Raw genomic sequence first — 12758 nt, forward strand, 5'->3', positions numbered from 1 at the left:
CCGGAGCTTTCTCTCTTTGTCCCCCGAAGGTGCGGTAAACTCCATTCGGCGCCAGAAGCCTTTGTATGTGCACCCGAAGCTAAGGGGGATCTACGGGACCAATGGGCCACTCTCAATCTGCCGGTGCGGGCGGGACTGTTTACACCGGGCTCATCGACGCGACTCAGTCCGCGCCGGAAGCCATTGCCTTGCTTGGCCCGGAAAATCTTCCCGCAACCTACGAGGACGTTTCGCAACAAGTTAGGAGAGTCGCCGGATCGCTCACGTCTTTGGGAATTAACGTGGGCGACAAGGTTGCTACCGTTGTGCCCGACTCGCCAGAAATGGCGACCCTCTTTCTCGGCTGCGCTTCCGTCGCAACCTGCGCTCCTTTGAATCCGCGTTATCGCTCCAGCGATTTCGAGTTCTATCTTTCTGATCTGAAGCCCAAACTAGTTGTCGTTGACTCCGATTTGGATTCTCCGGCTCGCGACATCGCAAAATCGCTTCGCCTTCGAATGGTCGAGTTGCGTCGAATCTCGGGAGCCAAGGCTGGCTATTTTGATCTAGAATCCGCCGATTCCACGGCGGAAATTAGGCTGGCCGAAGCCCACGATATCGCGCTTGTGTTGCACACGTCCGGCACCACCTCCCGCCCTAAGATGGTGCCTATCTCGCACTCGAACCTCGTGGCGTCGGCAGCGAACATAAGCCATTCTCTGGCACTCACTTCCGCCGATCGCTGCCTGAACACCATGCCGCTCTTCCACATCCACGGTTTAGTAGGTGCGGTCTTGTCCTCGTTGTCCGCGGGTGGAAGCGTGATCTGCATGCCCGGTTTTCAGGCCAGGCAATTCTTTGAGTGGATGAAGGACCTTCATCCAACCTGGTATTCATCAGTGCCGACGATGCACCAAGCGATTCTTGCGAGAGCGGAGGAAAACGAGGAGGTCATCCGAGGTAACCGGTTGCGCTTCATCCGTTCGTGTTCGTCGGCGCTTTCTCCGTCCGTTATGGCCGAGTTGGAGAAGACGTTCGGTGTTCCGGTCATTGAGGCCTATGGGATGACGGAGGCGTCGCACCAGATGGCGAGCAATCCTCTGCCCCCGCGAGTGCGAAAGCCGGGCTCGGTGGGAGTTGCGACCGGCACTGAACTTGGGATCATGGATGGCGCAGGGCATTTGCTACCCTCGATGCAAACCGGCGAAATCGTGGTGCGAGGGCCGAGCGTCACTCTGGGGTACGAGGGCAATCCCGAGGCGAATCGGAAATCATTCGTCGATGGATGGTTTCGGACGGGCGATCAGGGCTATATGGATTCGGATGGGTATCTGTTTCTGACCGGCCGGATCAAGGAACTGATCAATCGGGGCGGAGAGAAGATATCGCCCCGAGAGATCGATGATTTGCTGTTATCTCATCCGGCGGTTGCGCAGGCGCTCGCGTTTGCTATTCCTGATGAAAAGCTCGGCGAGGACGTTGGTGCGGCTGTGGTTTTGAAGCCGGGCGAGAGCGTAACGGAGTTGGAGATACGCGAATACCTGGCTGGACTGACCGCAGATTTCAAGGTGCCGCGGCGTATTGTTTTTCTGGACAAGCTTCCGACAGGCGCTACAGGGAAACCGCAGCGGATTGGGCTGGCGGGCGTACTAGGACTGGATAATCAGGCGGTGGATCGGGGATCGGCTGAATTCGTTGCTCCCCGCAATGAGACTGAGGCGGCATTAGCAGAGTTGTGGAGTGATGTGCTCGGAAGAAAGCAATCTTCCGTTAATGAGAATTTCTTTGAGGTCGGTGGCGATTCGATTCTGGCCGCGCAGTTAATCGGGCGAATTCGGCGGCGATTCGGAGTCGAAGTTTCCATGCCGCGCCTGTTTGAGCTTCCGACGATCTGTGCGTTGTCGGAATGGCTTGGAGAGCACCAGTCGAATTCGCATCTTCCGACCATGGTGAGGGTTGACCGTTCGGGAGACATCCCACTTTCGTTCCCGCAACGGCGGATGTGGTTTGCGTCTCAATATGCGGGTGACAGTCCTGTCTACAACCGTGCATTTGCAATTCGGCTCAGGGGGCCGCTGGACGTATTCCGGATACAGCAAAGCCTAACGGCGGTAGTGGATCGTCATGAGAGCTTGCGAACGAATTACAAATTGCGCGATGGGGTTCCGGTGCAGACGATCGGGAACTTCCGCCCGGTCGCGATTTCGATCGTGGACCTTCAGCGGCACAGTGAAGAGCATCGGATTGCGGCCGCAGTCGATTGGGCTCGGGGAGAAGTGCGCAAGCCCTTTGCTCTCGCTTCAGACCTGATGTTGCGGGCTGGATTATCGAAGCTTGGACCCGAGGATCACGTTCTGCTGTGCGTCACACATCACATCGCGTTTGATGCGACATCACAAGCGCCATTCCTGAACGACCTTGCCGAAGCCTACCGGGGAATCACCAAAGAGTTGCCGGGGCTTGACTACCCCGATTATGCCTCCTGGCAGGTGACGCGTGGCTCCGAGCACTTCGACGAGATGCTGGAATGGTGGAAACAGGAACTGCGGGGCATCCCGTCGGTTCACCGTTTTCCGACGGACTTCAATCGGCCTTCGCGACAGAGTTATCGTGGTGGAAATGTCGGGTTGGTGCTGGATTCTGAGACCTCGGCGAAGGTGTCGGTCATAGCAAACGAACTTGGCGCCACGCCATTCATGGTGCTGCTGGCTGCATTCAGCGCCCTCACGTCACGATATTGCGATTCCAACGAATGCGTTGTGGGGACGCCAACCTCGGGACGACTCACTGCCGAATCAGAAGAAATGGTCGGGCTTTTCGTTAATCTGGTGGTACTTCGTACCGGGGTCGAGACCGGTTGCAATTTCAAGGAACTGGTGACGAATGTCCGTACGACCACGCTGAGAGCGCTCGATCATCAGGATTTTCCATTCGAAAAACTGGTCGAAGGAATGGCTCCGGAAAGAAGTCTTGCGCATTCCCCGCTGTTTCAGATCATGTTCGAATACCGCAATCATCCTTCGGCGGAGTTGAGGATTGAGGGGATCGCAGCGGAACCGTTCGAGTTCGAATCCGGATATTCGCAATACGACTTGCACTTCGATATCCGGCCAGGCAAGAGCGGAATGAGATTCTTGCTTCACTACAACCAGGACCTCTTCCGGCGTGAATCAGCGGAACGCATCCTGAGCGATTTCCGGACGATTCTGAGCGGTGCGGTGAAGAATCCGGCGATGAAGATAGAGGAGTTGGAGTGTGTCGGGGTTGGGGCAAGACAGGCATCAGTCAAGACGACTCCGCAGGCTGTGGAAGAAAACGGTCCGGCGGAACGGGGGATACCACGACAGAAACGGTCGCCCGGTGAAGCGTCAAAGTTGTCGTTTGCCCAGGAACGGCTTTGGTTCCTGCACCAACTTGAACCGGATAACGCGACGTATAACATTCCCGTCTGGCTGAAACTAACCGGTGATATAGATGAAGACGCTCTCCGGAAGTCCTTTGAGTTTGTGCTGGACAGGCATGAGAGTCTGCGCACGGTCTTCCGGTCGCGGGATGGCGCGCCGGTTCAGATGGTTCTGCCGGTAGAAAGGTATGAGTTCCCAATCGTCGATGCCGCAAACCTCTCGCACTCGGAACTGCACGATGCCGCCCGGCGAGAAATACTCCGGCCTTTCGACCTGGCGAACGATGCGATGATTCGTGCCGCACTCTATCGGGTGCGTCCGGACACGCACTACATGCTGATTGTTGTGCACCACATTGCGGCTGACGGGTGGTCGATGCCAATCCTTCAGCAGGAGCTTAGTGCCGCCTACCGCGCTTATGTTCGTGGCTTGGAGCCGAATCTTCCGCGACTTCCGGTTCAGTATGCGGATTTCGCTGCATGGCAACGGGAATTTCTGAGTGGCAAAGTCTTCGAACAGCAGCTCGACTTCTGGACTCGTCAGCTGAAAGGCGCACCCAATAATCCGCTGATGCTTACCGATCGTCCGCGCGGCGCCCGGCAAACGTATGGTGGTGAACGGTACATAGTTCCGATGAGCGCGGAATTCGAAGCGGAACTAAACCGCTTCAACCGCAAGGAGCGTGTCACGCTGTTCATGACCTTGCTTGCTGGGCTCGAAACAGTGCTCCATCGCAGGACGGGACAAACCGATATTGTGGTGGGCGCGCCAATCGCGAATCGGACGAGGGTAGATCTCGAGCCGCTGATTGGGTTCTTTGTGAATACGCTGGCATTGCGCTGCGATTTCTCGGATGATCCCACTTTTCGGGAGGTTCTGAATCGGATTCGCGAAAAGACGCTTGAGGCGTACCAGAACCAGGATCTGCCATTTGAGAAGCTGGTGCAGGCTCTGCAACCAGAACGCAGTTTGAGTCATACGCCGGTATTCCAGGTGATTCTTGCAGTTCAGAACACACCGGATGAGAACACGGATTTCGGGGCACTGTCGGTTGTGCAGGAGGACATCGACGAGCGCCTGGCGAAATTCGATATGAGCATCTCCGTTGAGTTCAAGCCTCGGCTGCGGATTGTCTACAACGTCAATACTGACTTGTTTGAGCACGAAACCGTGGTTCGCTTTGCGGAGCATTTTGAAAATTTCGTACGTGCCGCAATGGCTTCTCCGGACGTGAGAGTTTCGCAGCTCGAAATGATATCTACGGTAGAGCGTGAGCAGTTGCTGCGCTGGGGGCAGAACTCTCGTCCGTATCCGGATAAGGCGGTTCACGAGATTTTCGAGGCGGTCGTGGAGCGCTCTCCTGATTCGATAGCTATCGTCGCGGGTGACCGGCAGTACTGTTACAGGGAATTGGATGAACGCGCCAACCAACTCGCCAGGGCGCTTCATGCCGTGGGAATCGGTCCGGGAAAGCGCGTTGGACTTCTGATGCGCCGATCGTTCGAGACAATCGCATCCATGCTGTCAGTCCTGAAGTTGGGTGCTGCCTACGTGCCCCTCGACAAGGACTACCCAAGGCAGCGAATCGAGTTTATTTCGCGCGATTGCGAACTCGCGGCGGTGCTCACCACGCCGGACATGATCGATCGGGTTCCAGCGGATCGACGAATCGTTCGCGCTGACGAGACGGAGAGCAATTCCAAGGAGGCGCTCGATATTCGGGTTGGTCCCGATGAAGCCGCATACGTCATCTACACTTCGGGATCGACGGGGCAGCCGAAAGGGGTGGAGGTTCCACACCGGGGAATTGTTCGACTCGTATTTGATCAGGAGTATGCGCAATTCGGGCCGTCGGAAACGACGCTGCAACTGGCACCGCTTTCATTTGACGCTTCGACGCTGGAGATATGGGCCGCGTTACTGCACGGAGGCACCTGCGTTCTGTTCTCGGGGTCGCGCATAGATGCCGAGCAGGTCGGAGCAACCGTCAAGGCGCACGGTGTGTCCACTTTATGGCTTACCTCGTCACTATTTAACATCATCATCGATGAATCACTGGAAGCTCTGGCTCCCGTGCGTCAACTTCTTGCCGGTGGAGAAGCCCTGTCTGTGCCGCATGTCCGCAAGGCTTTCAAGACGCTGAAACAGACGCAATTGATCAACGGATATGGGCCAACGGAAAACACGACCTTCTCCTGCTGCCACCGGATCAGTGCGGAAACCCTTAAGACGCGATCCAGTATTCCGATTGGGAAACCTATCGCAAACACCGACGCACTCATTCTGAATGGGAGAATGGAGATGGTCCCGATCGGAGTTCCCGGAGAACTCTATTTGGGGGGCGATGGCCTTGCGATCGGATACGTGAATCGTCCTGAACTGACGGCACAGAAGTTCGTTTCCGTAAACCTGGGTGGGCGAACGCGCAGGCTTTACCGCACCGGAGACATTTGCCGATGGCTGAATGACGGTACGATCGAATTCCTTGGACGCAGCGACGACCAGGTGAAAATCCGGGGATTCCGGATCGAGTTGGGAGAGATCGAAACGGCAATCGCCGGCAATGAAGGTGTCAACTCCGTCGCGGTAGTCGTAATCGGTGAAGGTGCTAATAAGCGACTGGTTGCGTACGTGGTTGCAAAGAATGGGCGTGAGGTAACCGGTCCAAAGCTGCGCGAGTACCTGCGAGAGAGTTTGCCGGACTACATGATCCCGGCGCAGTACGTTTTTCTGTCCGAACTGCCGATTTCGAAGAATGGAAAAATCGACAAAGCTGCTCTTCCGGAGCCGAGCGGACAACTCGTCAAAGACGCAATTGCTGCTCCGCACGATGCCGTCGAGGCGAAGCTTAAGCCAATTTGGGAGAATGTGCTGGGGATTGCTCCCATAGGGGTCGACCAGGACTTTTTCGAATTAGGCGGTCACTCACTTTTGGCTACCAAGCTTTTGGCTCGGATCGAGCGAATGTTCGGTGTCAAGCTGCCGATCGCGTCAATTTTCCAATATTCGACCATTGAAGAACTCGCGCCCCTTGTTCGGAATCAGTCGGCGCTCGCAAAACCGGGCGGTGCTTCACAGCCACCTCTATTGTGGGTCGGTGGGGGGACCTTCCTGCGGCCGATTGCGAAATGGCTGCAACCCGATCGTGCGCTCATTTCGGTGTCTCTTGAACCGGAGGAATGGGCAGCGTTGAAACCACCGTTCCGACTTGAAGCAGTGGCGGCGGTCCTGGCAGGACGGATTCTGAAAAATCACCCGACCGGACCCTATCATCTGGCAGGCTGGTGTTACGAGGGACTGCTCGCTTACGAAACCGCGCAGCAATTACGAGCGCAGGGGGCCGACGTCGGACTGCTCGTGCTCGTGGATGCCGCAACCCCGTCGAGTAGGAAGAGCTTTTCGAAAGTGGGAGAGGTGGTTGCACGGATTCAGCGCGAGACATTCCACTTGTCGCGATTGGTGCGCAGAAGCCCATCGAAATGGCCGGCATACCTGCGGGAACGTTTTCAGGAATTTTCGAAGCGGCTGACCAGGAACAAGTGGCAGAGCGCATATGAAAATGAAGCGCGGTCGGAATCGTCAGGGGGCGAGGAGGGCAATCGAATTCTGCACCTGTCGATCGTTGATCACGTTCTCAAGCCGTATGATGGGCCGTTGCTGTTCTTCCAGGCAGCAGAACGGCCAGTCGGCAAGTATTGGGATCTTGCGTGGGAATGGAAAGACCTGACAGAGGGCCGTTGCGACTGCAGGGAGATTCCCGGGGACCACGTTACGCTCTTAAAGCCGCCGAATATCGATCTGCTTGCAGAGCACCTCAAGACGGCGTTGGATGCTGCTTCGGATTCCACGTCAAGAAAACGGCGTACGACCGACGTGACCTACGCATGAAACCCATTTGGCAGGCAGCGCCGGCGGACCTCGAGGTTCGGCAGGACGAGGCTCACGTCTGGTTCTGCAATTTCTCGGAGGTAAGTGATTTCGCGGACGGTTCCCAAGTTCTTTCCGAAGCAGAACAGAACCGCGCTGATCGATTCAAGACGGAAGACTCAAAATTAACCTATATTGGATCGCACATCTTCCTGCGGCGGGTGCTCGGATCGTGTCTGCCAATCCCAGCTTCGGCAGTGCGGTTTTCCGTCTCGACGGGTGGAAAGCCGTGCCTCGATCAGCTCATTCACGCAACTGATCTCCAATTCAACCTGAGCCATTCGCAGCGGAGCGCAGCCTGCATTATTGCCCGCGGCACAGCCGTTGGAATTGACCTGGAACGCTCTGATCCCGAGCTGTGCGATGACGATACTGCCAGACAGGTGTTTGGACAGGAAGAGCTGCACTATCTCAACCAGCGCGGGCAGACAGAACGAACAGCGGCATTCTTTCGGGGATGGACAAAAAAGGAAGCCTACGCGAAGTGCAAGGGAACTGGACTCTCGTCCGACTTGGCCGCCTTAACTATAGGTTGCCACGACGCTGAGTCGGTGTTCGGCGGTGTTTCTTTGCTTTCGTTCCGATTTCCAAACGGATACGCAGGGGCTCTCGCGATCGAGGGACCGTCTGTGCCTGTGAGTTATTGGACTATGTCGCCGCAACGCTTGATCAATTTGACATGAAAAAGCCGCCCGCGAGGGCGGCCTGAGCTAGTAGGAACATTTCGTCAGATCAGAAAGCGACGGCGAATCGCGCCCGCTGCGCCGAGGATACCAGTTCCAAGAAGGAACAGGCTACCCGGTTCAGGAACGAAGCCAACTAGAGGCTGAGGTCCATCAGTAATAAACTGCCCATCTGAGTTGACCGGCAGATAGAACAGGGCATTGGAGGCGTTGTAACCACCTTCAATCGCTGCGAGTGCGTCAGCAATGTCCTGATCAACATCCGCCTGATTGAACTGACCCTGGAAGGTAGTGCCGGTCAGTCCCGCGACCTGCCAAATTGCTACCTGCAAGTCGATATCGCCCGGATGCTGCACCAATTGCCAAGCCAGCCAAGCAATCTCGGTGTACGACTGCGTAGTCTGGTTGAAGGGACCAGCCACTGGCACATCGGCAATTGTGTAAACGTTCGCCGTCCAACTCTCGCCGATGGAGATCTCGTTCTGGTCAGACCAGCAAACGAGCCACTGATTCCCTGAGGGATACGCCGGATTAGACTGCTGGACGTTGAACTTGTATGGACCGGCCTGCCCATAAGGTGCAGAAACGGTCGTAATCTGAGCCGTATCAGCAAAGGCCCAGCTTGCAGCACATATTAACAACAAAACCACCAAGAGCTTCTTCATTCGCGAAATCCTTCCCCCTCGACAGTTGAAACCGCCGCCCTGAGCTAGTGCATGTTGCTCGCCATAAGCAAACGAATGATTACCATTGTTTTTCAATGACTTAGATGGGGTTTGAGCTGCTTAACGCCGGCTTGCAAAGGGAGATGTGCAAAAGCTTGCACTGGGAATGGTACCGTCGGGGTGTACGGGTCTGCTGATGGAGGCAGTAAAGGTAAGGTGGCCGCAGCCACAGATTCTGACGGCGACTATCGCTAGAACGGCCAGTTGCTAGAGTCGCAGTTCCCCGACTACCCTGATTCCACATTCGTGGAAGATACCGCGATCGTGGCTTCGCGCGCGGCAATTCTGTGTCAACCGGGAGCACCTAGCCGCCGGGGCGAAGTAGCCATCTCGCAACGGCACTGGGCAAACTCCTTGAGCAACGCGAACTCGAGTATCTGCCGCTCAACGGGCGCAATTTCGCTGAATTCGGATTGCTGCAAGTCGGCGTAGTTCAAAGAATTCAAACCTCGTACAGCTTACTTGAATGCGGTCACGTGCCTCCGGTTCGGAGGCAAGATTGCCGACCGGATGGCTGTCGCGTCATTTCATCGCATAAAGCGTCACAAGCGAACCGTTACCGCTGGGTGGGAATTGGGTTACGGAAGTCACTGCGCCCGTGTGCCCCCACCTGTAGCCGCGCACGAAGAAATCGAGGTAGAGTTGATCGTTAGAGAGTACACCGATAGGTTGCTTGGGTATCTTGCACGTGGTAGTAATCGACGAAGGAAAGTAAAACAGATTCACGACGAAGTAATGCAGGCAATACGTCTCCTCTGATGTATCGTGGGAAATCCGGGTTACGGGTTCGAGCAAAAATACATGATTGAAGAGTTACGCCGATTACTGAAGCACTCGGGCATTTATGGCGTCAGCGTAGTCCTATCGAAAATGGTGGGATTCCTGATGATTCCCATCTACACCCGCTGCCTTGCGCCGAGCGACTACGGAGTGCTCGAACTCCTGGACTTGTTAATGTTTCTCACCGGCATTTTTGCCTCGATGGGCATCTATTCCGCCGTTTTCAAGTTTTATTCAGCGTATGAAAGTCAGCAGGACAAGAGAGAGGTAATTTCCAGTGCTCTTCTCTACTACTGCGCGATTTCGGGAGCACTTTCTGTCTGCATGATTCTGGCGGCCAAGCCCTTAGCGTATTTCGTTTTCGGTGGGGCGCAGTATGTGGTTTTCATCCGGATTACCGCGTTTACCTTGTTCTTTTCGAGCTTGGCGGATGTGCCGCAAGCTTACTGGCGAGTTCAAGAGAAGACTGTACTTTTCGCCGGTCTAGGGGTGATGAAGACTTTCGTTTCCATTCTTTCCCTCATCACAGCACTAGTAATCCTGAAATTGGGACTGCGGGGTGCCGTGTACGCCAACATGGTGACTGCGGCGATCTTTGGGATACCGTTGTTTGGCTGGACTTTGGCAAAGATGCCGAGAAGGGTTGTTCCGGCCAAATTGAAGGAAATGTTGAAATATGGCGCACCCTTGATTGTGCAGAGTCTTGGCTCTTTCGTATTGGTTTACTCCGACCGCTTCTTCCTTCGGCACTACACAGATCTCAATGAGGTTGGTGTTTATTCACTTGGATATAAGCTTGCCGGTATTGTCAGCGTTCTAGTTACAGGCCCGTTCAGCTTCGCATGGCAGTGGCAACAGTTTGAGATCGCAAAGAGAGAAGACGGGAAGCGCATTCAGGCGCGCATACAAACATACCAGTTGCTGGTTTCTCTGCTGGTTGGATTGGGCGTATCGGTGTTGGCTAAGGACATTCTCTCAGTAATTGCTCCGAAATCGTATTTCGGGGCCGATACTGTTGTGCCACTTATTGTGCTCAGCTATATTTTCGCGAACATGCGAATTGTGGTAGCCAGCGGTGTTCTAGTGCAGCGGACCACAGAACAGATGGCGCTAATTTACAGTTTGTCGGCAGCATCGAATCTAGCTCTTAACTGGTGGCTTATACCCCGGTTTGGAATGATGGGGGCTGCCATTGCTACGGCCGGATCGTACGGATTCAGCTTGCTTTTGGCATTTATTGTGGCGCAGAGGCTCTACTATGTTCCGTACGAATACAAGCGGAATTTTCTCTTATTAGGCATTTCATTTGCCACCTACTATCTCAGTACTTTGATTCGGTTCTCCCTGATATTTTCGGTGGTGGCCAAATGTCTCTTGTTGGGGGCCTTCGTTATTTTGGCGATGTGCGTGCTGGATTCGAAAGAACGAAAGATGGGAGTCGAATTGATGCGGGCGGCAGTTTATAGGGTTCGGGGGAAATTGAAAGCTGGTGGGGAACGAGTACTTCAGCCGTGACCTGGGATCATCCTGCGAACGCGCACTAGTATGGCAACTGATGTACATCTCGAGGCTGCAGTTGAGGATCCGGCCCAATCCCAGTGGTTGAACTTCCTGCCGAACCTTCAGGGACAGAGGGTGCTCGTTGCTGGCAAATGCCCGGCGGACGTGATCCGGGCACTTCGAGCCCGCAGCGGAATGCCGGTAACTTCCATTGGTGAGGAAAATGCGGTCCTTGGCTGTGAGCTTATGTCCCTGCCGGTTCGTCCTCCCGTTTCCGACAAGTTTTCTTTTGCAGTAATTGATGGGATCGCCGGTGTTTCGGAGTTTGATTTAGCAATTGACCAGGTCATTCCTATTTTCCAATCAGATGTCGGCAAAATGGTGGTATGCCTGGCTGCGGGATGGAGTAAATTGCGGCTCCGGCGGTACGCTCGAAGCAAAGTTCGCGATCTTGGTTTTGCAAGCGCCGCTTATTATTGCGATCCCGACGTAGATAAGCCGGAGCGAATCATTTCGCTCTGCGCCGGAGCAGGGCCAGCTCTTTCCATACTATGTCCTCGACCCGATTCCGTCTTTGCGCGTGTTAAGTGGGCTTTCAAAGCAATGTTTTACCGGGTCGCGGGCTGCCTCAATCCAAGGTTCGGGTTGGTTTTGATCGCCCAAAAAGAGGTGAACGCTGTCAATCAGGGCAGCATGGCACAGCTGGCCACGGAATTGGTGAATCTTTCGGCGAAGGAGGCCACCGTTGTTTCTGTTTCGCAGCACTACAATGGTCGTCAGTTCTTGTTTGTTTACGATTCTTCTGCGAAATCGAAACTCCGGGCAGTAGCTAAATTTGCGAATAGAAGATATCCGCGCTTCGCTTTGTCGAAGAGAGAGTATCGTGCGTTATCCTTGGCGGATTCTGTTTCTAGCAGGATGCCAATGGATTCCAGGTTCGCACCAACGGTTCTGTTTTCAGAATGTAGCAGCGAATCAACGGCAATCGTTCTGAGTGCGGCTGACGGACAGTCCATTGCTCAGCTATGCAGTAGTCGAGAAATGAGCAGAAATTCTGAATTGGCAGGACAGGTGCTGGCGAAAGGCGTTCGGCTGCTTCGTCGTATTCAGAAAGAGATTTCGCTGGATCCCGCTAGCATCGACTTCCGCTGTGATCACCGCTATCTTGAAAACTACCTTCAGCTCCCAATACTGATGTCTCCGAAAGTGGACGAAGATGTGCAACATGGAGATTTTACTGTGGAACACGTCTTCTTTGATCCGGCTAAGAATCGCTGGACCGTACTGGATTGGGAATGGCTGGGTAGAGGATATCCCTTTCTTATGGATGTCTTTTCGTTCTTGCGCTCGGTACGTTTCTTGCAACCGAGAAACCAGGGAGCGCACTGGAAAGATGTCTCTTTCTTGTCTCTCCAAGACACATTCTTTCGGGAAAACTGGTTCAGTGAACTGAGCCGAGCGATTGTATCGGAATACATTGCGGCACGCGGATTATCTCACCTTGACCGCTATTCTTGTTTTCTTCAGTACCTTCTCTTCCGCTGTAACAAAGTAAGACTGGACGAAGTGTTCTGGCCTCACCAACTTAGAGATTGGGAGAGGCTCACTGAATTTGCCGTAACCAATAGAAATCAATTTCAGCTTTGGTGAACCATGGTGCCTATGAATCAAGTTGACGCATCGATCTATTACAGTTGCCCTCAATGTGGAGTTCAACTGCTGGACATCGATTCGGATCTTTCCTGCAATAAGTGTGGATC

Annotated in this window: 5 protein-coding genes and 1 pseudogene; 5 read left to right on the forward strand and 1 reads right to left on the reverse strand. The window is 54.5% G+C overall.

From position 1 onward, the window contains the following. The first annotated feature begins 101 nt into the window (after nt 1-101). Entirely contained in the window at nt 102-7271 is a 7170-nt protein-coding gene (locus ROO76_16500) for an amino acid adenylation domain-containing protein (protein ID MDT8069764.1), read from the forward strand. After that, on the forward strand, nt 7268-7993 hold the full coding sequence (locus tag ROO76_16505; GenBank protein ID MDT8069765.1) for a 4'-phosphopantetheinyl transferase superfamily protein: 726 nt from the start codon (nt 7268-7270) through the stop codon (nt 7991-7993). The genes ROO76_16500 and ROO76_16505 overlap by 4 nt, the downstream gene beginning before the upstream one ends. Before the next feature lie 44 nt (nt 7994-8037). On the opposite strand, the gene ROO76_16510 is transcribed toward ROO76_16505, so the two are convergent. Further along, nucleotides 8038-8658 carry a PEP-CTERM sorting domain-containing protein gene (locus ROO76_16510; protein ID MDT8069766.1) on the reverse strand — a complete coding sequence of 207 codons (621 nt, stop codon included), beginning with the start codon at nt 8656-8658 and terminating at the stop codon, nt 8038-8040. A gap of 285 nt (nt 8659-8943) precedes the next feature. On the opposite strand from ROO76_16510, the pseudogene ROO76_16515 reads away from it, so the two are divergent. From ROO76_16515 to ROO76_16525, 3 genes and pseudogenes are all read left to right on the forward strand, one after another. After that, nucleotides 8944-9045, forward strand: a pseudogene (locus tag ROO76_16515) (N(G),N(G)-dimethylarginine dimethylaminohydrolase). 474 nt (nt 9046-9519) lie between these two features. Then, nucleotides 9520-11013 carry an oligosaccharide flippase family protein gene (locus ROO76_16520; protein ID MDT8069767.1) on the forward strand — a complete coding sequence of 498 codons (1494 nt, stop codon included), beginning with the start codon at nt 9520-9522 and terminating at the stop codon, nt 11011-11013. A 30-nt stretch (nt 11014-11043) separates the two neighbouring features. Further along, nucleotides 11044-12648, forward strand: coding sequence for a hypothetical protein (locus ROO76_16525; protein MDT8069768.1), 1605 nt, complete (start codon nt 11044-11046; stop codon nt 12646-12648). The last annotated feature ends 110 nt before the right edge of the window (nt 12649-12758 follow it).

The organism is Terriglobia bacterium (assembly GCA_032252755.1).
In the GTDB taxonomy this organism is placed as follows: Bacteria; Acidobacteriota; Terriglobia; order Terriglobales; family Acidobacteriaceae; genus JAVUPY01.

Bases quoted from the DNA above. Each gene is read 5' to 3' on its own strand.
- ROO76_16520 (MDT8069767.1), top strand. From the start codon at position 9,520: ATGATTGAAGAGTTACGCCGATTACTGAAGCACTCGGGCATTTATGGC.
- ROO76_16510 (MDT8069766.1), bottom strand. From the start codon at position 8,658: ATGAAGAAGCTCTTGGTGGTTTTGTTGTTAATATGTGCTGCAAGCTGG.
- ROO76_16505 (MDT8069765.1), top strand. From the start codon at position 7,268: ATGAAACCCATTTGGCAGGCAGCGCCGGCGGACCTCGAGGTTCGGCAG.
- ROO76_16500 (MDT8069764.1), top strand. From the start codon at position 102: ATGGGCCACTCTCAATCTGCCGGTGCGGGCGGGACTGTTTACACCGGG.
- ROO76_16525 (MDT8069768.1), top strand. From the start codon at position 11,044: ATGGCAACTGATGTACATCTCGAGGCTGCAGTTGAGGATCCGGCCCAA.